We start from the raw sequence: 23,282 nt of genomic DNA on the forward strand, positions 1-23,282 counted from the left end.
ATTTATTAGGTCAATAGACCCTAATGGAAGTCCCTTGAGCGACTAGAAAGCTGAGCCAGTTCATCACTCAGGTCGATAAGCTGACCCGCTATGATGTGAATCACCTCTCCCTCTTTTTCGATCACCCCTTTTACTTTAAGTATCTTAGAGGTGAGATAGGCCTGTTTTTGTTCTCTGGCAGTGGCTTGCCATACCACCACATTGATGTTGCCGGTGTCGTCTTCAAGGGTAAAAAAGGTTACACCTCCCGCAGTGCCAGGTGATTGCCTACCAGTGACCACACCAATAACCGTTACCATGCTGTGATGTCTGATCTGTTGTAGATCCCTTTGTCGGGTAAAGCGTCCCAGCTTGCCAGCCTTATCTAACAGGGTGATAGGGTGCTGATTAAGAGACAGTCCTGTTGCTGAGTAGTCCTCGACCAGCTCGTCATACTCATTGATAGCAAATGGATACTCCTCGCTGGAATCCTGCACGTCGCGAAACAGGGGGAGATCTGAGCTTGAGTCCATCAATTGCCAGCGAGTGGCGTACCGATTACCCCCTAAACTGTGTAGGGCATTGGCAGAGGTCAGCGCCTGCAATTGCTGCTTATTGATGCCTAGATGCTTGATCTGCTGAAGTTGGGTATAGCCTTGATTAGGACGCGCAGCGATCAATTGTTTGCGAGCAAGCTCAGAGAGCCCGCGAACCAATTTAAGGCCTAGTTGTATCTGACTTATCCCATTTATCTTGACCACGGCATGCTCATCTTGAGAGGCATTGATGCACACCGGATGCACTATAACCTTGTGCCTTCTGGCATCTTGTATCAGTTGTGATGCGGAATAGAAGCCCATAGGCATACTGTTTAACAGCGCAGTATAGAACTCCGCGGGGTAGTAGTATTTCAGCCAAGCAGAGCAGTAGGCGAGTACGGCAAAAGAGGCAGAATGACTCTCTGGGAAACCATACTCACCAAAGCCACATATCTGCTCGAAGATACGTTCAGCAAAATCCACTTCATAGCCACGTGACAGCATGCCAGAAACCAATTTATCTCTGAACTTCACTAGGTCGCCATTCTTTTTCCATGCTGCCATTGCACGGCGCAGTTGATCTGCTTCACCACCACTAAATCCTGCCGCAACCATGGCCAGCTTAATCACCTGCTCTTGGAAGATAGGCACACCTAAGGTTCGGCTTAGAACGCTTTCCACCTCTTTCGAAGGGTAGGTGATGGCCTCTAGACCATCACGACGCTTGAGGTAAGGGTGCACCATGTCCCCCTGTATAGGGCCGGGTCTGACTATGGCTATCTGTATCACTAGATCGTAGTAACAGCGTGGCCTAAGCCTAGGTAGCATGCTCATCTGGGCGCGGGACTCTATCTGAAACACCCCAACCGTATCGGCCTTTTGTAGCATGCCATAGACCTTAGGATCATCTTGTAATCGAGTGATATCGGCAATGCTATACTGCCGGTTATGGTGTTTCTCAATAAGCTGGAAACAGCGACGGATGGCGCTGAGCATGCCAAGGGCAAGTACGTCTACCTTGAGTAAACCAAGGCTCTCGAGATCGTCTTTATCCCATTGGATTATGGTCCGCTCTGGCATGGCCGCGTTTTCTACTGGCACCAACTCGTATAAGGGGCCCGATGAGATCACAAACCCACCTACGTGCTGAGAGAGATGGCGAGGAAAGCCAATGATCTCGTTTACCAGTTGGATAAATTGCTTTCCTTTAAGAGAGTCAGGTTTTAAACCAAGCTCCATGATCTGTGCCTGCCAGTTCAGTCCTTTATCACGACGGTTGATATTCTTGATAAAGAAATCCAGCTGGGTTTCATCGATACCGAGCGCTTTGCCTACCTCTCGGATAGCACTCTTTAGGCGATAGCTGATCACTGTTGCCGCTAGGGCCGCGCGCTCGCGTCCGTATTTTTGATAGATATATTGAATAACCTCTTCACGCCTTTGGTGCTCGAAGTCTACGTCTATATCGGGTGGCTCATTGCGCTCTTTACTGATAAAGCGCTCAAACAGCACAGAGATCTGCCTAGGGTCGACCGAGGTGATCTCAAGGCAGTAACAGACCACAGAGTTAGCTGCCGAGCCGCGTCCTTGATAGAGGATGCCCTTGCTCTTCGCAAACATGACCACATCATGGATGGTTAGAAAAAAGTGTGCGTAGCCTAGCTCTTCAATAAGATCGAGTTCCTTATCTATGGTCTGCGCCACCTGTTGCGGAACTCCTTGTGGAAAACGGCTCTGCTTACCTTGCTCTACTAGCTTCCTTAGATACTGAATAGGCGTAAGTGGCTCAGGTACTATCTCTGAAGGGTATTGATACCCTAGGCTTCCCAGATTAAATTCACATAGATTAGCGATAGCTACACTCTCTTCGAGCCACTCTGAGTTATACAGCTTAGCTAGTTTGTTCTTTCCCCTAAGCGCCCGCTCTGCATTGGTGAGTAGGTGCTCACATATATTATCGACAGTGGTGTTTTCGCCGATGGCGGTTAATGTGTGTTGCAGGGCAAGGCGGGTAGCGTTGTGCATCAGTACGCCACCACAGGCGGTAATCGGGATCTGATGGGTATGCGCCAGTGTCTGACAATGGTGAAGGTACGCCTTATCGTTGTTGTTGAGATGGCGCTGCACCCCAAGCCATAGCCTTTGTGCATGATGCTTGGTTAGCCACTCGGCCCAATGAGTGTCGCTATCTTGGTGTAAGGGAAGCCAGATGATCAGGCAGTGCTTGATAGAGAGGAGATCCCACTGAGATAGGCTATAACTGCCTTTCTCACTGCGCCTGCGAGCATTACTTATGATGCGAGCAAGCTCAGCGTATGCCTCTTGGTTAGGGCTGAGCAGGATAAACTGACACTCTTTATCTAGCCAAAACATGCTCCCCACTATCTGTTTGATATTGAGCTTATTGTTTTTAATGGCAGTGTGAGCACGCACTACCCCTGCAAGGGAGCATTCATCCGTGATGGCGATGGCAGAATAGCCAAGAAAGTCTGCCTGCATCACTAGCTCTTCTGGATGAGAGGCACCGGTGAGAAAGGAGAAATTACTCTGGCAAAAGAGTTCAGCGTATCGCGTTGTTTGGGTGTTCATTAGCTAAATAGGCCCTGTACGAACCAGGCTTTTTCTGGTGTGCGGTAAACCCAGATCCAACGTCCTTGCTCGTCTCGGGCGATAAAATAGTCGCGCTTTACGCTGTTTCCATCCCACCAACCAGTGTGGATGCGTTCTGGTCCATGTAAGATATTAACCCTTTGATCTAAGGGTTTAGGTTCTTTATAGATAAAACTCGGGCGCAGCAACTTTTTGCTTGTTGTGGTTGATGCTTGATCCTGTAATGGCTCGACATATTGAGTGCTATTTTCCGGCCTAGGGTCAGGGCTGGCTTGTATACCTTGTATGGCGCCCTTCCCGAGCTTGGCTTGCAGTTGAGAAACCAGCTCCAGCGGAGACATAGCTTGGTGATGCTTATCAAACAGGTCTTTATGATTAGCTGGCGTCTCGCCCATACGCTCTACACTGAGTTCTAGTGAGGTGATAGGGGCCTTGAGGGTTACCGACTCTAGGGTGAGCTTGGTAAGTTGTTGCCATTTAGCCGCCAGATAATCACCAATAGCCGAGTAAAAGCGCACCTCTTGCTCAGTCTTATCGCGCTGTACTAGAGTCAGTTTTATCTCATAGGCCACCTGATCCCTGAGCTTTAGGAACTGCTCTAGTTGGCTCAATAGTCGAGCCAAAGGCTTTTGTAGCCAGTCGGTATGCTCTACCTCATACAGCAGTACTAGGTGTTGAGAGAAGTGGGCGGGTGGATGATAAAACTGCATTGGGTGCTTGAACTGTCCAAGCAGACGCCCAACATAATTTACCACTTGGATATCAAAGCGCCTGGCTATTTCGGTCATATTGAGAGTAAGCAACTGCTCTAGACTACGCACACCGATGCGGTTCAGTTTTTCAATATTGCTATTACTGAGTTCAGTGGCTTGGATAGGCTCTGCGAATAGCTGTCTATCTATTTGCTCCTTGGTGTCACTGATACGATTTGCTCCGACCTCAGCAAGCAGTTTGGCCGCCAAAGGTGAATAGGCCGTGGCGTAATGATAGGTCAGCCCTAGCTTATCTAAGTGCTTGGAGATTACCTTCCAGTAGCTCTCAAGATCTCGGTATAGGGTGAGCATACCCGTGACCTTGAGCAGTAAACCCTTATTCGGAAACGGCGTGATATCTGAGGTATAGAGGTACAGCCATTGAGCCACTTCAAGCAGACGTTGCTGCTCAAATTCGGGCTCATAGGCCGCCACCTGAAGCTCTGAGCAGAGAGAGGCTGCACTGGCGAGTCCCGTACCTAATTGTATGCCTGCTTCTAAGGCGCTTTGATTTGCTTGCACTACCTTATGCTGCTCTATGATGCAGATAGGGGAGTGGTCTTTCTCAGCAAACAAGGTGTCCAGTTGTAAGCTAGGAAAGTGAAGATAGAGCCATAGATTCATGCCTGCTTCTGCCTGCGAAGTGGAAACGGAATAACCTGATGCTCTGGTTTTTGAGTGCAGAGCTCTGGCCAATACTGCTGAAAGTCCACCTGAAACTGGTTGGGATGCCAGCCACCACGGCGTTTATTCACCTGTATCTTGAGGCCATTCTCACTAGGTAGAAGGGTGACACTCAAAGGAATAGGTAGTGAAGCGTGATTATGTTCATCCAGATTAAAGTGTATGTTCAGTGCCTGCCCTTGCTCAGCGGCTACTTGAAGGCGCCTTGCTTGATGTACCTCTAATTGAGAGTGCCATAGACAAACACAGGCGCAGCAACCACTCTTTAGTGATTGCTCGGTAGCCCAAAGGGCATGCTCATCGTGCTGTAAGATAAGAACCTTGCTTGAGTCTATTCCTTGAGACTGAAAATAGTGGGCACTAGGCATGGCTGGTGGATTAATTAATACCACCAGGCGCTCTTGGGTAGTGGCTTGAAGCATTGGTGTCAGCAGACGTAACTCACCAATACCAGTGGGGGATTGCACCTCTACCACACCGGTTTTTGGAAAGCCCTTAAGCTGTTGGTCCCATTCTGGGAAGTAAGATGGCTGAAAGCTTTGCTCACTGCTTTGCTGTGAACCCTGCCAAATCAACTGCTTACGTTTTAATAGATCTATGATGTTTTGCATAGCTAAATACCTGTGTATATATACAGTATATTTAACTCATTCAGATTAGCAAGAAGAAGCTGTTTTGTGAGGCTCTGAAGACGTAAAGTTAGGTAAAGTGCCTCGCATCTTAGTTGGGGCTTGCCTAGATTTTTGGGTATGGATTCGAAATTAGGAAATGGATATGGATGCATCTGTCATTGCCAGTCACCGCTTTGGTTTTGGGCCTAAGCCTGATGAGCTGAATACGATTGCTAAAGACCCTAAGGCTTGGGTATTGCGTCAATATAGGGCGGATATCAATATCGAGTTCAAGGTGACAGAGCCGAGTTCGCAGCAGGTTGTCGCTAAGAATGCCAACTTCAGAGAGTCCACGCGCGGGTTAAAGGCCTCTGATCCTGAAAAGCTGGATCAGCTGAGAGATGAAATGACCAAGTGGATGCGTGAAGCTTACCGCAGTTACAGTTTGGATTCATTACAGGTGGCAATAGCCACGGATAATCCGGCCAAGCACAGGCTGCTTGAGTTCTTTTCCAATCACTTCAGCGTTTCTGCTAATGGTGGCGCCATGATGAGAGCCCTTGCACCAACCCTAGAGCGTGAGGCCATACAGCCACATCTACAGGGCCGCTTTGAGGATATGTTATTGGCAGTAGAGCAGCACCCGGCGATGCTGGTGTATCTCAATAATGCTCAATCCTTTGGTCCGAATTCCCGTTTTGGTAAGCGCAGAAAAAAAGGACTCAATGAGAACCTAGCTAGAGAGATCCTTGAGCTGCATACCCTAGGTGTTGATGGTGGATATACCCAGCAGGATGTCACTGAACTGGCTCGAGGAATTACGGGATGGAGCATAGGCAAAACGGGTTATGTTTATCGTGACTTTGGACATGAGCCGGGCAGTCGAACCCTACTGGGTGTAAGTTATTCGCAAAAGGGAGAGGCGCAAGGCAAGAAGATGCTACAAGACCTTGCTAGACACCCGAATACCGCGCGCCATCTGTGTACCAAGCTTGCCCGTCACTATGTTGCCGATGAGCCTGATCCTAAACTGGTTTCTGATTTAATCACGGTTTGGCAGAAGAGCAAGGGTAACCTCGCTGAGGTGATGCAGGCCTTGGTGGAGAATGACCTTGCTTGGCAAGCACCACAAAAATTTAAGACTCCACGAGAATTTGTTATCTCCACTTCTCGTTCAATTCCGAACAGTAAGATCACCGGCAAGCGTCTCTATTTTTCTCTCAATCAATTGGGTCAAGTTCCCTTTACCGCCGGCAGTCCAAAGGGCTTTAGTGATGAGCAGATGGACTGGATGAGTGGTAGTAGCCTATTAGCACGAGCGGATTGGGCACAAATGTACGCTAAGCAAAGCCGAGCTGATGTCAAACTGGCGATGAATACCGCACTGAACTCACAGATGAGTGAGCATAATCGCCTTAAGGTACTGCGTGCAGAGAGTAAACATCAGGCCCTGACCCTTTTAATGATGAGCCCAGAGTTCCAGCGGAGGTAGAGATGGCGAATATGCAAAGAAGAACCTTCGTTAAGGGGGCGATGGCGAGTTTGGTGGTGCTTACCACTCCATTTTCGCTGGCCAAATCAGATAAGAAAGCACCTAAGGTGGTGTGGGTGGTACTACGCGGTGCCATGGATGGGATGCATGCGGTGATACCTGTATTTGACCCTATGCTTAGCCAGCACAGGCCTCAAATAGCAAGCAAGGTAATCGACTCTCCATTGCTACTTGACCAAGGCTATCGTCTGCATCCTGAATTTAAACAGCTACATACTTGGTATCAGAACAAGCAGGCTAGTTTCGTGGTGGCGGTAGGTAGCGGTTATCCCTCCCGCTCTCATTTCGATGGACAGGACTATTTAGAGAGTGCTGGGCAGGGGCAGGAGAGCGGTTGGCTAGCAAGAGCGCTTGAAGCGAAACAGGGGGCTGCTGTGGCCATTACTCAGGCAACGCCCATTAGTCTGCGGGGTGCGAGCAGTCCGGTTACCACTTGGTATCCGTCTAAGCTTCGAGATAATCCAGAGGACACCTATGAGGCGATCCTTTCCATGTATCAAGAAGACCCTATGCTACAACAAGCCTTTGCTCAAGGACTCGAGCTCAAGATGAAGGCCATGATGGGTGAGAGTGGTCAGCAGAATGGACAGTTCAAATCCCTAGCCAAAGGCTGTGCCCGATTATTGAAAGGAGAGAGTGCCGATTGCGCTATGTTGGAACTGGGCGGCTGGGATACCCATAACAATCAAGCGGGCAGACTCGCTCGTCAGTTTGGCATATTAGACGAAGGCTTGGGAGCGTTAAAGCAAGAGCTTGGCAGTGAGTGGGATAACACCTTGGTGATAGTGGCTACCGAGTTTGGTCGCACCGTGAAGCAAAACGGGACTCAAGGGACAGACCATGGCACCGCCAGCATGATGATGCTAGCGGGTGGTAAGCTGAAAAATGGCGGCAAGGTGCTTGGGCAGTGGCCTGGGCTTAAAGAAAATCAGCTTTATCAAGGGCGAGACCTTGCACCAACTAGTAATATGTATGACTGGATAGCGGGCTCTCTTGCCGATCACTGGCAGGTTAGCGAGTCTCAACTTCGTAAGTTAATCGGGTAAGGCTGCAGCTCAGCCACTTGCTCAATCAATAGGGCTTCGAATTCGGCTGCCGGCAGGGGTTTGCTGAAATAGAAGCCCTGCGCATATTCACACTTGTGGCTTTGCAGATATTCTCTATCCCAATCCGTTTCGACCCCTTCAGCCACTACTCTCAGGTTTAGCGCCTTAGCCATGGCTATGATGGCATTGACCAACTCTTGGGACGATGGCGTGGACTCCATATCCTGCAAGAAAGAGCGGTCGATTTTAAGCTTACTGAAAGGAAACTTTTGCAGATAGCTCAGCGCCGAATAGCCAGTACCAAAATCATCGATTGAGAGTTGAACTCCCAGCTCTTTGATTCGATTCAGAAGCGCTACGGTTTCATCGTTATGATGGATAAGCAGGCTCTCGGTGATCTCGACATCTAGCTGACTCGCAGGCAGTTTGGATTTATCCAGAGCCGAGCGAATGATACCAAGCAGCTTTTCTGACTGTCTGAATTGCACGCTAGAGAAGTTCACAGCAACTGAGATTGGACGGATACCTTGCCACTCGGCTATCTGATGACAGGCCGTATTTAAGGCAAATTTACCAATAGTGTTGATAAGACCATTCTTCTCCGCAATCGGAATAAATTCTGCTGGTGAAACAATCCCTAGTTTCTCATCATTCCAGCGAAGCAGGGCTTCAGCACCTATGATCTGACAGGTTTTAAGGTCGACGATAGGCTGATAATAGACCTCGAATAGCTTCTTACTGGTTGCATGCCTTAGGCGCGCATCGATATCAATATTACGCTGCACATCCTGATTCATGCTCGAGTCATAGAAACTAAAGCCGTTACGGCCATCTTCTTTTACTTGATACATAGCTGTATCGGCGTGTGCAAGCAGGTCTTCAGCAGTTTCGCCATCTTGTGGATAGATTGCCATACCAATACTGGTAGAGACAAAGAACTCGGTCTGATCTAAGAAGAACGGAGCCTCGAAGGTACGCATTAGGTTTGAAGCGATGAGCTTGGCGCAGCCCTGAGATTGAAGGTTTGGGATCACCATCAAGAACTCGTCACCACCGATACGTGCCACTACATCCGTCTTACGCACCGCACTCTTGAGGCGTTCTGCAGTCTGCTTCAATAATTGGTCACCGGCTAGATGACCTAGAGTGTCGTTGATCTGTTTGAAGTTATCTAAGTCGATAAACAGTACTAATACGCTCTCTTGCTTTCGTTCAGCCGCGTAGATTGCAGAGCGAAGCTTTTCATCACCCGCTTTGCGGTTGGTGAGTCCTGTGAGCGCATCGTGAGTGGCCTGATAGGCGAGTTCCTCTTCTGAGGTTCGTCGTCTGTCGATCTCTGTTTTGAGTCTGGCGTTTTGCTTGGACAGCTCTACCTTCTGCTTACTGGTTTGGTCAAACTTGGTGGTTAGGATGAGGTTGGTGTTATTGATCCTAAGGGCGTAATAGAGACCAAGCACAACCGGCACGGCTAAGAATGAAAGTGCCGCAGTAAACCAAGTCGAGGTGATGATCTGTTGCTCTGAAACCGGTTGGAACCAAGCGTGCAGGTAGAATGGGGTGCCTTTCACCTTTTGATCAAAATAGAGTGTGTTGAACGAGATATTACTCGAAGACTCCGACGCATCGGTTCCTAGTGAGTTCCAGATAGGATAGATACCATCGTCTGTGGTCAGATCTAGGCGACTGCCTCTATCGACGTTTTCTTGGCTGGTTAGGAGGCGGGTCAGCACCTCGTTATTAACGTAGCCTACGATGACCCCCACGATTTCACCGTTAAAGCGCACCGAGTGCATCACGCGGATAACCAATTGATCGCCCTTAAATACCGCATCGATTTTTTGCTCTGACTGCTCAAATTGAGCAAAGGGAATGGTTGCGGTATCAAAGGGCAGTCTCGGATGGGAGTCGGCAATCACATCTGAGTTAAAGCCAACCAGTAACAGGCGATCAAAATAGGGACCTGTTTGCTCTCTGACATCCGGCTTGGTATGAAAGATCAGGTTGCGTCTTAGTTGGAAGAGACTCGAACCCAGACCATATTCCATGGACATACCCGAGGCCAGATTAGCAAAGAAAGTAAAGGTGGTTTTATGGCTGGAGATGTCCCTGACGTCCTTCTTTATGGAATTAAAGAAGTAGCCAAGGGACTCTGAATAGCTGTTTACTTTGAGGCTGAGCTCATTCGACTGAGACTCTTTGAGGCGGTTTTGGCCTGCATTGGTCACAGTGATCATTAAAAGCAGATAGGCCCCCAATAGGAAGCCTCCAATCAAGATTGCGTTTCTGCTACTAAAGCTCATCCTACTTCTCATTCAATCAACTTCCATCCACTTCAAAGTAGTCACTGTAGAAATAGAATACCGAAGGGTAGTACTTCTCGATAAGGTGACTGTAGGTGCCGTCTTGGCGGATTTTTTTCAGATACTGGTTGAATGCTTCTCTAAGCTCTGGGGCATCTTTTCTAAATCCAGCTGCCATACGCTGAGGTTCAGAAACAGGGCCAATTACCTTAATCTCACCTGGCCACTTTTCTAGAGCAATCAAGGTGTCGGGTACATCAAGCAAGGTACTTTCCGCATCTTGGTTGAGTATGGCTGGCACCATCTCATTCAGTTTGCGTGCACGCTCTGGCAATATGATGTTAGCGCCAGTCACACTTAGGTTATATAGGTTCGGATCGAGGCATGTTTGCTCCATCGCCAGTACATCGCGACCACGCATCAGCTCTTTGACTGAGACTATATCTTGTTCGATAGAGCCACTTGGCTTAATGGGAGTCAGGCTCGAATCTGAGCGAGCAACTAGCCAAACTGCAGATGGGAAGTAGTCGTCAGAAAAGTCGACCAACTCTTCACGCCAAGGCAGTATGGTTGCACCGTTTGATATGACATCACCGCTTACAACTACGGCATCGCCGTATTGAATTTCATTGTCTTTGAAGATCGCTTCGCGACCGGTAAGTTGACCGAAGGCTGTGCTCCAAGTGCTCGGTACAAACTGGTAGTCAACGCCAATATATTGAGCAAACCCTTGCATCAGCTCTACATCTAATCCTTGTGCAGAGTACAGTCCATCTTTGTTTATGTAACTAACAAAGTTAGCGTAAGGGATACCAATATGACGAAGAACACCCGCTTCTTTTACTTGTTGCAAATCGCGAGAAAAAGCCGGTTTAACGCTGAGAAACAGCGCCACTGTCAGCCAACAGACAAGATTGAATATCGTTTTAATTTTTTGATTCATCTTTGCATCGTCTAGGTATTTAGGGCTCTCAAAAGAGAGCCCAGATTAAGGTTAAGACATCTGGCGAGCCAGGTGCTTCATCGCTTTAACCAAACCTTTTACATCGTCCTCATCATGGAACAAGTGAGTTGAGATACGCAACGCGTAGGTCGACTCAGTTGAATCCTTATGGATGTGGAAGTCTGTAGTACGGATGATATAGCCGTAGTCTTCACGCAGGCGGTCACGGAATTCAGTCAGCAGCTCACCATTAGTCCAGTCACTGAATGGGTTAAAGGTAGTTAGACCGCTTGATAGCTCACGACGAGGTGATGTGAACAATGTACCTTCTGGTATCTTATCCGCCAACTCTTCTTTACAAAGAGCACTTAGGTCAAGTACGCGATCTTCGATGCGTTGACGACCGATTTCATCCCACATCTTGCAAGAGTCGGTTAGCGCTTGCTTTGCAGGGTAGTTGTCATGACCTACATATTGAGAGACCAGCTGCGCTCCATAGTAGTCAGCGCTCGCTGCAAGAGAAGAGTTAACAAAGTACAGAGGACGACGGTCAGACGGCCAGAATCTCTCAAGACGACTCGCATTGTCACGGATATACAGAATACCTGTTGCGCCTGCACCACACTGCCATTTGTGACCAGAACCGGCGTAGAAATCACAATCCAAGTCATGGAAGTCTAGGTTTAGCATGCCGATAGTGTGTGCACCATCGATAAGTGTTGGGATGCGATGACTACGAGCTAAGCGACACAGTTTCTTCGCAGGCAGGGTAGTACCTGTTTTGTATGGGATGTGTGAGAACACCATTAGCTTGATGCGGTCACCGAAGCGGCGAATAGCCTGACGGAAAGGTCGCATATAGTCTTCGACAGTCAGCTCACGCTCGCCTGTATATACAGGTAGCTCAACATCGAAGATTTCAACACCAAAACGCTCTTGAACCGTGTATAGAGAAGAAGTTGCGCCTATGTGTTCATGGTGCGTCGATAGGATCACGTCACCTTCTTTGAAGTCTAGGCCGTTGATGATAGATGCCATACCATCTGTGGTGTTACGGCTTAGCACTAGCTCATCGGTATTCGCACCGAAACCTGGGGCGATAGCTGCAATCATGTCGTTTACATAAGGCCAAGAGCCAAATGCGTTGTCCATATCCCATGGGTGCTCAGCGACGATTTTGTTGTTTTTGTCGTAATCCTTCAGCACATCTTTTGGCATTGAACCAGTGGTACCTACGTTCATGTAAACGCTACGACGGTTCAAGGTAAATTCGTTTTTAACCTTTCTCCAAAATCTGTCGTCAGAATGGTTACCAGAAAGTCTTGAAGAAGCACCGCCTAGGTCGCTTGCTTGGGCTTGATTTGAGAATAAGCCTGAGCTAATCCCTGCAACCGCGACACCTGCACCACCTTTGAGAAAGTCTCTGCGGTTAAACTTGGATGTATCCTTTGACATCGTTCAATTTCCTTTGTTGATTTGAGTAAAGTTACGATTTGATATATTTCTTTACAAAATAAATGCTACGTGGAAATTTTTACACATTAAAGAAGGCATACGGAATAACAGGATCGAGATCTAATAATTTATATTATTCCAAATGGAATAACATAACCTATTGATTAGTAAATGTGTTTATACCATTGTTCATGTTGTAAATTGGTAAAAATAGGTATCAGAAGTGAAAATAATGTATTGATGCCGTTTATTGAATGAAAACTTATCAGTCATAGAAACCTCGGATCGACAGGGCTCATTGCTAGGTAGCATAAGAGTGATAAATGGGTTTTCAATTTTTTTTACATGAAGTTTTCAATGATGCTATCAGGGTTCAGTCTATTGATTGGGGCTTGGAGTGTTCATAGCTTGCTGTTTTAACCAGTTCTCTAGCTTAATAATTTCAGGTTGTCTGACTCGGTTTTTTTTACACATGAAGTAATAAGTATCCCCAGAGACGAGTCCTGGAGAGGGGATGTAAACCAGATCATTCTCAAGATCACGTTCGGTGATCATATACTCACTGGCCAGTACCACACCTTGATCATAGCGTGCCGCTTCAATAGCCAAAAGCATATGGCTAAAGTACTGCATGTTGGCATCTTTCGGCAGATCAACGCCCAACTCTTCACACCAGCGTTGCCAGTCCTTACCTTTTTCCCAATAGATGGACTCACTGGATAAAAGTGGCAACTCTAAGATGGCGTCGGGCAGCTTTTTATCTTGTAGCTCGTTCCAGATAGTGCGACTGCAGAGTGGATATAGGATCTCTTTCACCAAGGGCACAATATGGAAGTTTTTCTGCGGTGGAGCGACCGTGATAAAGCAATCGGCAATGTTGTCACTAAATTCAGTGTCGTTCGCTACCATATTGGGGATGAGTTCAATCTCTGGGTGGGCTCGTTTAAATTCGGACAGCCTAGGAATAAGCCACTTCACCGCCAGAGAGCTATAGATTGCTAGCCTTATTTGCCCAGCCTCACCTTCTCGGATCTTTTGACTTGCTTTAGAAATGGAGTAGATAGCAGGGGTGATTTCCTCAAGATAGAGGGCTCCGGACTGGGATAGGGAAAGCTTCCTGCCTTGGCGCACAAACAACTGCTCACCTAAATACTCTTCGAGCAGGCGTACCTGATGACTGACCGCACTTTGGGTAACATTGAGCTCTTCTGCCGCTTTGGAAAAGCTCAGAAGCCTAGCAACGGATTCGAAGTAGTGGACGGCACGCAGTGGAGGAAGTTTCATTATCTATTTTTCTAATACTTAATATCAAAAACATCATTTAACTTCATCCTAATCTATAGAGTAGTCTAGCGCCATTCAAACTGAACTGGAGGAATGGCTATGTCTGTGAAATCTGTTGGCGCTGCGATGACGCTTCTTATCATCGGCAATCTCGTGGCTGTGCTTTCAGATGCTCTGATCAAGAGTGTGAGTGCTTCAGTACCTGTATTTCAGTTTGTATTCTTTAGGCAGTTAACTGCGGTGTTGCTACTACTTCCTCTGTACCTTTTCTCAGATAAGCAGGGCTTGAGTCAGGGACTGAAGTGGCATGCTGCTCGAGCGCATGTGTGGCTACTTGGTGCCATCTTTATGGTCTATGCGATTGGCGCTATGCCTCTAGCCACAGCCAATGCCATCTTCTATGCCGCGCCTCTAATCATGCTGCCTCTGGCTGCCTTGTTCTTTAAAGAACAATTAACCAAGGCAAGCTTGCTGGTGGCTGTGGTGGGCTTTGTAGGCGTGCTGGTGATCATTCGTCCCACCGAGATCAGTTGGGCAGCGATATCAGCGCTAGTGGTTGCGCTGACCTTAGCTGTGAACAATCTACTTATTCGTAAGATTCCGCCCACACAGTCAGTGGTGCAGACGTTGCTTATGACAAACCTAGTGGGTATGCCGGTCGCCCTTGGGCTTGCTGTGTATGAAGGGCATTCGTGGCAGTGGGATCTGGTGCCAGTGGCGATGGCCTCTAGCGGTTTTATTCTTGTCTATGCAGCGACCTGTGTTTTTGCCTATCGCGCGGTGGAAAGTAACAAGATCGCCAGCGCCGAATACAGTGGTCTGATAGGTGCGGTATTGGTAGGTGTGGTGTGGTTTCAAGAGATCCCAGATATCTACATGCTAGCTGGGACCTTAATGATTATCGCACCTCTACTTTGGCTGTCGAAACATGAGAAGAGGCGAGTAGCTAGCTAGTCTTCTATGTTGGTGGAGGCCCAAGGAATGGCTTTTAATCGAGCGAATGAAATGGGCTCTCCACTCTTGTCACTGACCCCGTATTGTCCACTGTCTAACCGAGCCATGGCGTCTCTGACCTGAATGAGTAGCTCTTGATTGCCTTGATAGAGACTGGTCGCGCGAATACTTTCATCCTTGAGGCGCGCTGAGTCTGCCATATCTATGATGGAGCAGTCCTGCTTTTGTGTGATGGCTTGTTTTAGCTCTTTTTCTTGGTTTAGCAAAAACACTAGCTTCTCTTTTAGTAACAAAGCGAGTTGTTCCAGTTCTTCATTAGATAGTTCTGCGTCTGGATGGGCGTGATAGGGCATGTGTGAACTCCAAAATCTAAATCAGACTAAGTCTAGTACAGCGCTAGTTATTCTTTATCGGCCAACTAGAGACCGCGCTGCTATCTATTATCTAATGGGTTTCTCTAAATCCGAGCAGGAACGGAGAAGTCTGCTATTTTTACAATGATTGGTTGTAACTATTTGCTTTTATTCAGGTTATTTCTAGAATAAGACCAAGATCACAGTATGTGCGGTTTAATGGCCTGTGAATGTTTGAATTGTTTAGGGGAACAAGGATGGCAACAACCTTGGCGTTTGATGTTTACGGTACCTTGATTGATACCCATGGTGTGACCAAGCTGCTTGAGCAGTGGCTTGGGAATAAGGCACTGGCTTTCAGCCAAACCTGGCGAGATAAGCAATTAGAGTATTCGTTTCGTCGCGGTCTGATGAATAGCTATCAACCTTTTACTGTCTGCACTCAGGACGCCCTCGAATACGCCTGTGAGTTGCACAGGCTTCCTCTTTCATCGCATCAAAGAAATCTGCTTATGCAGAGCTACCTTGAACTCCCGGCTTTTTCTGATGTAGAACCAGCTTTGGATAAGTTAGAAAAGATGGGCGCTACGCTGGTAGCATTTTCTAACGGTGAACAGAACACGGTGAAAATGCTTCTCAAACAAGCCGGTCTTCTTGGCTACTTTCAACAGGTAGTGAGCTGCGAAGATGTGAAAACCTTTAAGCCAAATCCATCTGTATACCAACACCTGACCGAGCAAGCCAATTCTCAAAAATCGGATACCTGGCTGGTATCGAGTAACTCCTTTGACGTTATTGGAGCACGTAGCTTTGGTCTTAATGCTGCTTGGGTTAAGCGCACGTCATTAAGTCTTCTTGACCCTTGGGATATCACACCTAATTGCACGGTTGAGAGTTTAACCGAGCTCTCTGATCTCTTTTCTTAAACCCTGTTGACCTGTCTACAGGTATAGGGTTTACAGTCTCGCCCTCAGATTAAGGAGGTGAGACGTGTTTGCAGTAAATCGAATTAAATTGGGTATCTCAGATGCCCATCCAGCCTTGGTTGGCATCAGTCTGGCCTTGGCCTCTACGGCACTGTTTACCTTAGTGGGCGTTTTGGTGCGTGTCCTAAGCGACAGTGTGAGTCCATTTCAGATCTTATTCTTTCGCCAATTGGTGTTCGTCGCCATTTTGCTACCAGCGATGCTTAAACTGGGTAAACAGTTGTTTAATCCCTTTAGTGTGCGTCTGCATTTGTTGCGGATCTGCGGAGCGTTTTTTGCCCTTTACCTAGGGTTTATCGCTTATGCGAATCTGCCTTTCGCTACTGCTACTGCGCTGGGTTTTACTCAAGTTTTGTTCGTGTTGTTTATCTCTAAGCTATTTCTTAGTGAAGATATAACGGCCTCACGCGTTATTACTATTGCCGTGGGCTTTGTTGGGGTGATCATGGTAGTGCAGCCAGAGAACGCTTCTCTCAATTATGTACTTGTCGGATTGACAGCAGCTCTTGGTGCAGCCGTGGCTGTGGTGTGCGTGCGCAAAATGGCGGCGTATGAATCACGGACGGTACTCCTAAGCTATCAAGCTCTGTTCGTGGGGATTATTGCCTTGGTGCCGTGTTTGTTTGACTGGTATTGGCCAACGCCTAGAGAGTTCGGTTTGCTGGTGTGTGTCGGTGTGATCTCTTCTGTTGCTCAATTTATTGGGGTAACCGCCTATAAATGGGCAGAGGCAAATATAGTGGCCAATGTGGAGTATGCAAAGATCATATACTCGCTGATTATTGGCTACCTGTTGTTTGCCGAGGTGCCAAACTCATTGGCAATTGTTGGCGCGGTGTTTATTCTGATGAGTGCTGTTATCCCCTTTATCAAGTTGCGCAAGGAGTAGCTGTGTATTCTGTGTCAAAATTGGCTAAGCTGTGCGGATTGTCGCGTACCACCATTCTTTACTATGAAAAAGAAGGATTGCTGACGCCGGCTATGCGCTCAGAAAATGGCTATCGCTGGTATTCAGATAAAGAGTTGGACAAGCTCAAGGCGATAAATTCCTATCGCTCATTTGGTATGCCGGTGAATCAGATAAGAGAGCTTCTTGATAAATCAGATGAGCTGAAACAAGAGCAGGTTTTGCTTAATCAATTCAATGCCCTAGAAAAAGAGATACAGAAGCTAAGGTCACAGCAACAGGCGATAGTAACTCTGTTAGAGCAACCACAACTCCTTACCGGACAAGAGCTGTCTAAAGAGCGCTGGGTTACCATCATGCAAGGGGCGGGCTTTGATGAAAAAGACATGCAAAATTGGCACAAAGAGTTTGAAAAACTTGAGCCAGACGCACATCAGGAATTTTTAGAATCGTTGAATATTGATGAACAAGAGATCAAACAGATACGTGAGTGGTCCCGCTCATGATAGTTGAACTAAGAGAATATAAGCTAAGACCGGATAAGATTCAGACTTGGCTAGACTGGATGAAGCAGGACGTAATACCTCATCAGATATCTAAGGGCATGCGCGTGATAGATACCTATATCTATCAAGATGAATCTGGTGATACTTGGTTTGTATGGCTAAGAGAATTTGATAACCAAGAGCAAAAAGCCAAGGTGTATGCCAATACCTATGATGAGTATTGGATTGAACACTACAGGCCTAAGGTATTTCAGCACATCTACCAAGACTCAATTCGTGTGCGTGAGTTAAGTCCGGCAAATCTAACCTAGCGCCTCAAGCAAGAGGTGCAGCCTCGACATGCAGAACGGGTGTGAGGGTCGAGACGTCCACGCTGTATCTTGCAATAAGCATTTCTAAGCGCTCTACGGGTGGCAAACCAATCGTCCGGTTTTGCCATCAGCAGATAGCCGTTGAAGCGCTTGGTCAGCGGCTTTCTATATTCGTTCAAGAATTTAGTATCGTAGTCCACCTCAAGAAACTCGAAAACCTGCTCTAGGCTTTCGAGGTGACTTAGATGCTCTTTGATATAGGGCGTACTCATCTTAGACCGCGTTCAGGTTGGCGGTGACGTAATTGCGGTTTTTTACCAGTAGCCACAATCCAAGGCCCACAGCGCCGATACCCATCTGAATCAAACCAAGGTTCTCTATAAGCATCTCAGGTCTAGTCGAAACCAATACCATACCTAGTGAGCCCGCCATCATGCTCGAGAACTGAATAATAGCAACCGCAGAACCGGTATCTTTTTCTTGCTGATCTAGCATCAAGTTAGTGCCTGGAATACGCGTGGTAATAATGGCCATGGTCACTGGAGCTGCAATTAGAGCAAACAACCAAGGTGATAGGTGACCGACGGTAAAGGTTGCAACACCCAAAAGGGTAATCGCTAGGAAGCATGCGGTAATAATGGTCTTTGATGACACGCGCTTAGATACCTTCATATAGATAGTCGGGCCGAATGAGGCGAACAATGCATTGAAGGCAAAGGCGTAGCTGAACTCTTGCTCGGTTAGACCAAAGCCATTGATATAGATATAAGAACCCGCTGCAAGAAAGGCCATCAAAGCCATAGGAGTGAGCGAGAATATCACCAGCAATGACACAAATCTTGGGTTGTTGAATACGGTTGCCAGGCGACTCCAGGAGCGCAGCATGGAGCCTTCATATCTGTGCTCTAAGGTTTCGGTATAGCAAAGGGCAATCAAGGTAGCGATAAAGCCAAAAACGCCCAGAGCAACAAACATCATGTGCCAGTTGGCAATCTTAAGCAAAAATGCGCCAATAACTGGAGCGACCATAGGCGCAATGATTACCAGCGACATGATAGTCGCCATAATACGCTCGCGTTCTCGACCATCGTAAAGGTCTTTCACGATTGCGGTTGCTACTACGGTAATGGCCGCACCACCAAATGCTTGTAGGGCGCGAGCACCGATTAAAAACTCGATACTGAATGCCAGTGCACACAATACGCTGGCTACCATGTATAGCCCAAGGCCTGTCAGCAAGATGGGCTTACGTCCAAACTTTTCACTCAGAGGTCCCCAGAATAGAAGGCCTATGGCGTAGGTAACAAAATAAACGCTCAAGGTCAGATTCACCATGGCCTGCGTGGTACCTAAGACTTCAACCATTTGTGGCAGTGCGGGCAGATATAAGTCCGTGGTTAGTGGAGGGAAGGCACTGATGATCACTAAGAAAAATAGGGTACCTTTTTCACCCAATACGGCTTGTGGTTTCTTCAAGATATGACTCCAATTTGGGTTATTTCAGGTTGTTGTTAAGGCGGCTTAGCAGGTCACACAGGGTTTGGACCTCAGTGGCATCAAAGCCTTGAAGCATATTCTCGACCATCTCCGACTCCACCTTATCTAGGCTGTTGAGTAGGGTCTCACCATTGTCACTCAAGGTTAGGTTTACTGAGCGTTTGTCGAATGGGTCAGGGGTTTTAATGATGAGGTCTTGACGGTGCAATCGAGCAATGATCCTCGACACCTGAGTCTTATCCTTCTGCATCGCCTCAACCAACATCTGTTGAGAAGCGCCGCCAAGTTCACGGATATTACTCATTGCGACATGCTCAAGAGGAGAGAAGTCCACCTTGTGCCTAGAGACTTCCGCTATCATGCGAGAGCGAGTTTTGAGACGAATTTCTCTGAGGGCATAGTTGATGTCGCGATTGGAAGCCATCAATAAAAGGGTGATAGTTGACGGAGACAACTATTCTATTTATATAGTTGTATGTGTCAACTATTTTATGAGCAACTACAAAAAACGGCCCGTAAGGGCCGCGTTAGGATAGCTCGTTAACAGGACAGTTCTAAACAACAGCTGTTGAGGTCATATCGATAGTGAGTCTTTTCACCTTGCGATATTAAGGTGAAGCCGACTTGATTGTGTTGCCATTCTATATCACTGATCTGCAGCGAGTTTTCACAACTCAGGTCATGCAAAACCACACAGTTGAGAGATTTGGCTTTACTGCGTACAAGTGTATAGGCTAGATCTGAGGTGGCTGGGTTATCTGGTGCATAGCCAGATAAAAGCTCCGCAGGTTCACTTGTCCAGATGCTTTGCTGGAAGTCCGCATCACCTTGGATGTGATAATTAAGCTCAGTAAACTGCTTAAGCCTTTTGGCTTTCGTGTCTGTCATGCGTGCCAGTGGACCGGTCAATGGGTTAGCCACTTCTTGCCAGTTCGCATCTAAGTCATGCTCGCCACGTACATGGTAGGTAAGATCAAGCTGCTGCTGATATGGGTTTTCTACCGAGTTCAACTCAACCACACCATGATCCAACACCAGTAGAATACGGCGGAATAACACATCTTTATAAGAGTCGCTGTCCCACTGCTCTATGGTGTGACTATCCACACTTGCTGCTGGCTTACTCCAATCAACAGAAGCATCGATAAGGGTATAGCCTGATTCTTTCTGATAACTGTTGAGCTCAGGATTTATTGGCGATTGATTTTGTTGGTTCACTACTAGGGTGTTGTGGGTCGCGGTATTCTTGTAATAGCCGTAGTGAAGCTCAGCGCCATAGCCTGTGGTGCCAAGGTCCGGCAGTATCTCTTTACCATTGCGAGTCAGCAATAGGCCAAGTCTGTCGTAATGATCGTGTTCGCCACCGTATGGGGCGTGTTTAAATAGCACGGCATTGTTGGTCTGCTGGTTATATTCAATAGAGATGCCTGCTTGCTCGGTATGAATAGAGTGACAGGTCAATGGCTTGGCCTCTGGCAGGGTTTCAACCCCATACAGCAGAGCATCGATATTATCTCGGCTGATGTTTTGATAGATGCTAGCAAGGGCGCTGGCGAACAGATCGCAAGGCGCTTCTCGATAGGCAAATTCGAACAGATGCGCGTGTGTGAGCTGCTCTTGCCCTGCAATACAGTCGTTGAGGCGTGGAAAGCTGCCAGTATTGAGAACCAGATTCAGTGGGAACTTCAACATCTTCAGGAAGTTAGGATTGCTCATCACTGAGTATGGAGTGCCACAAGCCAGCTTCTCGAAATTAAGCAGAGCTTGCAGTGCGTAGTAGTGATAATGGATAGAGCCCTCAAACCACATCCCCTCAGGTGTCGCACCATGATTAAGCTGATAGTGGATGCCGTAATCCGTGTTTAGGGCAAAGTCGAGATAGCTTTGCTCATCCAAGATCATACCGATCACACCTATAGTGGCGTTGATCTTCATCTCATGGTTGTGCAGCTGGTCGGTGCGATACTCCATTAGGAACTCAGCACCCTCACGTAGCAATTGGTTTTCGATATAGCTTTGCTGTTCTGCACTTAATGCAGAGCGAACAAAATCATAGCCACGTGCTAAGTCTAGGTGGCAGTTTGCTTCACACAGGGTTTGTGCATTCGCCTTGCCTGGGCCATTGTAAGGGATGCCACCATGCACCTCGTAATCAGGGTAATACTTGGCCGATTGCATCAGAATATCGGTGACTTTTTCTAGATATCTATCGTCACCGGTTAGGTGCCACAGCAGACCCAAGTCATAGCATGCCTTGGCGTTGAGTCCATTCAACCAGCGCCACCATGCGCCGTCATAGGGCTCACCGGTGAACTCTTTGCCATCCACAGGGCAGACATGCGAGGTGGGCTTGTCTCTATCCCAGGTCAGACGCACCCCATGCTCAGGGCAAAAATAGTAAAGGTTCCAGGTAGCGCGGCCATCTGGTGGCACTAGGGTGTCGGTGTTTAGCACGACGTGGTTGTTATCGATAAGTGCCTGAATAGTAGATTGTGTAGCGCGCTGTTTGATTGCGCTAATTTCTTGTTCGGAAAACTGTAGCATGGTTCTAGCCTTGAGCTGGGAAGTTGAAGTACGCGTGTGCATTGCCATAGCAGATGTTGTGTATGGTCTGTTTCAGAAGCGCGGTATCGTTTGGGATTTCACCTTGCTCTACCCATTGGGCGAGTAAGTTGCACAGCACACGACGAAAATATTCGTGACGGGAAAAAGAGAGTACATTGCGAGAGTCGGTCAGCATGCCAACGAATCGACCTAGAGCCCCAAGATTTTTGAGCGTGGTTAGCTGAGCTTCCATGCCATCTTTATGGTCGTTGAACCACCAAGCTGCGCCAAACTGTATTTTTCCAGCGGCGCTATCGCTATCTTGGAAAGCCCCAGCGATGCATGCGAGGACAGGGTTATGCGCTGGATTCAGACAGTAGAGCACGGTATTTGGCAGCTCTCGGGTGCAGTCCAATGAGTCCAATAACTGCACTAGGTTCTCAGCGATCAGCCTGTCATTAAGAACACTAAAACCTGTGCCACCCCCTAGTGCCTGCTTACGTCTTCGGTTGACGTTTATTAGCACGCCAATATGCAGCTGCAAGGTCCAGCTTTTTGCATGAAACAGGCGACCAAGTTCAGTAAACAGCAGGGTATCTAGCTGGATGGATTCGTTTTCTGCCAGTGGCTCACCAGCAATGAGCTTTTGTACAAATAGGTTGGCTGTCGCAGACTCGCACTCACAAAATTCGACCTTGGTCAGCCCAAGATCAGCGAGGCGACAGCCAATATCATGGAAGGCATCGATACGTTGTGAGATAGCGGATAGATAGCTATCAAAGTCAGTGATCTGAATACCAGTGAGTTCTGTCAGCTTGGCAAATAAATCAGGATTTGGCTTAAAGAGTTCATCGGCACGAAAGGTAGGCAGTACTTGAACCTCAAAATCAGAGTTTGCGAGCTTTTGGTGATAGCTAAGATCTGAGAGTGGGGAATCTGTAGTACAGAGCGTTTTTACGTCTAGCCCTTTTAATACCGAGCGTGTGCTTATCTCGCCTGTTGCCAGTTTTTGATTGCAGTGCGTCCAAATAGCTTCGGCGTTATCTGGACAAAGTAGCAGATCACAATCAAAGAAGCGCTTTAGTTCCAGATGAGACCATTGATAAAGCGGGTTGCCGAGTAGGTAAGGCATGGCCTCACACAACTTATCGAACTTCTCTCTGTCTGATGCATTACCGGTGATGTAGTGCTCATCGATACCATTACTGCGCAATGCTCGCCAAACGTAATGGTCGCTCTTGAGCCATGCATCTGCAAGATTTTCAAAGCGACTGTCTTCCCAGATATCTTTCGCCTCTAGGTGATTGTGATAGTCGATGATGGGCTGTTTCGACGCATAGCTATGAAAAAGCTCCTCAGCAAGTGAAGAGTTCAATAGCAGATTGTCGTGTATGTAATTGTTTGGCATATACATCCTTAAACTTGGAAAATGCTTAGCAAGAGCGGGCCTTGCTGAGCACTCTCAGAGG

General features: G+C 47.5%; 20 protein-coding genes. 7 read left to right on the top strand and 13 right to left on the bottom strand.

Features of this window, described 5'->3' with window-relative positions:
* Window positions 1-20 precede the first annotated feature (20 nt).
* The 3 genes from Pcarn_RS03785 to imuA are packed head-to-tail and all read right to left on the bottom strand — an operon-like array spanning window position 21 to window position 5,175.
* Window positions 21-3,107 (bottom strand): error-prone DNA polymerase, encoded by a 3,087-nt coding sequence (locus tag Pcarn_RS03785; protein WP_261835060.1) that lies wholly within the window; start codon window positions 3,105-3,107, stop codon window positions 21-23.
* Window positions 3,107-4,504: a Y-family DNA polymerase gene (locus Pcarn_RS03790; protein ID WP_261835061.1), complete on the bottom strand. Its 1,398-nt coding sequence runs from the start codon at window positions 4,502-4,504 to the stop codon at window positions 3,107-3,109. The genes Pcarn_RS03785 and Pcarn_RS03790 overlap by 1 nt, the downstream gene beginning before the upstream one ends.
* On the bottom strand, window positions 4,501-5,175 hold the full coding sequence (gene imuA, locus Pcarn_RS03795; RefSeq protein ID WP_261835062.1) for a translesion DNA synthesis-associated protein ImuA: 675 nt from the start codon (window positions 5,173-5,175) through the stop codon (window positions 4,501-4,503). The genes Pcarn_RS03790 and imuA overlap by 4 nt, the downstream gene beginning before the upstream one ends.
* A 163-nt stretch (window positions 5,176-5,338) precedes the next feature.
* On the opposite strand from imuA, the gene Pcarn_RS03800 reads away from it, so the two are divergent.
* Together Pcarn_RS03800 and Pcarn_RS03805 are read left to right on the top strand one after the other, a co-directional pair.
* On the top strand, window positions 5,339-6,667 hold the full coding sequence (locus tag Pcarn_RS03800; protein ID WP_261835063.1) for a DUF1800 domain-containing protein: 1,329 nt from the start codon (window positions 5,339-5,341) through the stop codon (window positions 6,665-6,667).
* A gap of 2 nt (window positions 6,668-6,669) precedes the next feature.
* Complete coding sequence (locus Pcarn_RS03805; RefSeq protein WP_261835064.1) at window positions 6,670-7,773, top strand: DUF1501 domain-containing protein; 1,104 nt, start codon at window positions 6,670-6,672, stop codon at window positions 7,771-7,773.
* Here Pcarn_RS03805 and Pcarn_RS03810 read toward each other — a convergent pair.
* The 4 genes from Pcarn_RS03810 to Pcarn_RS03825 all read right to left on the bottom strand — a co-directional run bounded on the left by Pcarn_RS03810 (window position 7,749) and on the right by Pcarn_RS03825 (window position 13,755).
* A complete protein-coding gene (locus Pcarn_RS03810; RefSeq protein ID WP_261835065.1) occupies window positions 7,749-10,073 on the bottom strand; it encodes a putative bifunctional diguanylate cyclase/phosphodiesterase in 2,325 nt (774 codons plus the stop codon). The two genes, Pcarn_RS03805 and Pcarn_RS03810, sit on opposite strands and share 25 nt — an antisense overlap.
* Before the next feature lie 16 nt (window positions 10,074-10,089).
* A complete protein-coding gene (locus tag Pcarn_RS03815; protein WP_261835066.1) occupies window positions 10,090-11,016 on the bottom strand; it encodes a transporter substrate-binding domain-containing protein in 927 nt (308 codons plus the stop codon).
* A gap of 51 nt (window positions 11,017-11,067) precedes the next feature.
* Window positions 11,068-12,471, bottom strand: coding sequence for an aminotransferase class V-fold PLP-dependent enzyme (locus Pcarn_RS03820; protein ID WP_261835067.1), 1,404 nt, complete (start codon window positions 12,469-12,471; stop codon window positions 11,068-11,070).
* Window positions 12,472-12,849: 378 nt separating this feature from the next.
* On the bottom strand, window positions 12,850-13,755 hold the full coding sequence (locus tag Pcarn_RS03825; protein ID WP_261835068.1) for a LysR family transcriptional regulator: 906 nt from the start codon (window positions 13,753-13,755) through the stop codon (window positions 12,850-12,852).
* Between the two features lie 99 nt (window positions 13,756-13,854).
* Here Pcarn_RS03825 and Pcarn_RS03830 point away from each other — a divergent pair, with 99 nt between their 5' ends.
* Window positions 13,855-14,709, top strand: a complete 855-nt coding sequence (locus Pcarn_RS03830) for a DMT family transporter (protein ID WP_261835069.1) — start codon at window positions 13,855-13,857, stop codon at window positions 14,707-14,709.
* Here Pcarn_RS03830 and Pcarn_RS03835 read toward each other — a convergent pair.
* The gene (locus Pcarn_RS03835; RefSeq protein ID WP_261835070.1) at window positions 14,706-15,062 is read right to left on the bottom strand and encodes a TraR/DksA family transcriptional regulator; all 357 of its coding nucleotides are present in this window, start codon (window positions 15,060-15,062) and stop codon (window positions 14,706-14,708) included. The two genes, Pcarn_RS03830 and Pcarn_RS03835, sit on opposite strands and share 4 nt — an antisense overlap.
* A gap of 257 nt (window positions 15,063-15,319) precedes the next feature.
* Here Pcarn_RS03835 and Pcarn_RS03840 point away from each other — a divergent pair, with 257 nt between their 5' ends.
* From Pcarn_RS03840 to Pcarn_RS03855, 4 genes are all read left to right on the top strand, one after another.
* Entirely contained in the window at window positions 15,320-15,988 is a 669-nt protein-coding gene (locus tag Pcarn_RS03840) for a haloacid dehalogenase type II (protein ID WP_261835071.1), read from the top strand.
* Window positions 15,989-16,103: 115 nt separating this feature from the next.
* The gene (locus Pcarn_RS03845) at window positions 16,104-16,937 is read left to right on the top strand and encodes a DMT family transporter (protein WP_261835635.1); all 834 of its coding nucleotides are present in this window, start codon (window positions 16,104-16,106) and stop codon (window positions 16,935-16,937) included.
* A gap of 2 nt (window positions 16,938-16,939) precedes the next feature.
* Window positions 16,940-17,461, top strand: a complete 522-nt coding sequence (locus tag Pcarn_RS03850) for a MerR family transcriptional regulator (RefSeq protein ID WP_261835072.1) — start codon at window positions 16,940-16,942, stop codon at window positions 17,459-17,461.
* Window positions 17,458-17,772, top strand: a complete 315-nt coding sequence (locus Pcarn_RS03855; protein WP_261835073.1) for a hypothetical protein — start codon at window positions 17,458-17,460, stop codon at window positions 17,770-17,772. Before Pcarn_RS03850 ends, Pcarn_RS03855 begins: the two co-directional genes overlap by 4 nt.
* Here the strand turns inward: Pcarn_RS03855 and Pcarn_RS03860 are convergent.
* The 5 genes from Pcarn_RS03860 to uxaC all read right to left on the bottom strand — a co-directional run bounded on the left by Pcarn_RS03860 (window position 17,769) and on the right by uxaC (window position 23,221).
* On the bottom strand, window positions 17,769-18,044 hold the full coding sequence (locus Pcarn_RS03860; protein WP_261835074.1) for a nitrogenase-stabilizing/protective protein NifW: 276 nt from the start codon (window positions 18,042-18,044) through the stop codon (window positions 17,769-17,771). The two genes, Pcarn_RS03855 and Pcarn_RS03860, sit on opposite strands and share 4 nt — an antisense overlap.
* Before the next feature lies 1 nt (window position 18,045).
* Window positions 18,046-19,248, bottom strand: coding sequence for a multidrug effflux MFS transporter (locus tag Pcarn_RS03865; RefSeq protein ID WP_261835075.1), 1,203 nt, complete (start codon window positions 19,246-19,248; stop codon window positions 18,046-18,048).
* Window positions 19,249-19,267: 19 nt separating this feature from the next.
* Window positions 19,268-19,723: a MarR family winged helix-turn-helix transcriptional regulator gene (locus Pcarn_RS03870; RefSeq protein ID WP_261835076.1), complete on the bottom strand. Its 456-nt coding sequence runs from the start codon at window positions 19,721-19,723 to the stop codon at window positions 19,268-19,270.
* 86 nt (window positions 19,724-19,809) lie between these two features.
* Window positions 19,810-21,813: a heparinase II/III domain-containing protein gene (locus Pcarn_RS03875; RefSeq protein ID WP_261835077.1), complete on the bottom strand. Its 2,004-nt coding sequence runs from the start codon at window positions 21,811-21,813 to the stop codon at window positions 19,810-19,812.
* A 4-nt stretch (window positions 21,814-21,817) separates the two neighbouring features.
* Window positions 21,818-23,221: a glucuronate isomerase gene (uxaC, locus tag Pcarn_RS03880; RefSeq protein ID WP_261835078.1), complete on the bottom strand. Its 1,404-nt coding sequence runs from the start codon at window positions 23,219-23,221 to the stop codon at window positions 21,818-21,820.
* Window positions 23,222-23,282 lie beyond the last annotated feature (61 nt).

Source organism: Vibrio ishigakensis (genome assembly GCF_024347675.1).
Classification (GTDB): domain Bacteria; phylum Pseudomonadota; class Gammaproteobacteria; order Enterobacterales; family Vibrionaceae; genus Vibrio; species Vibrio ishigakensis.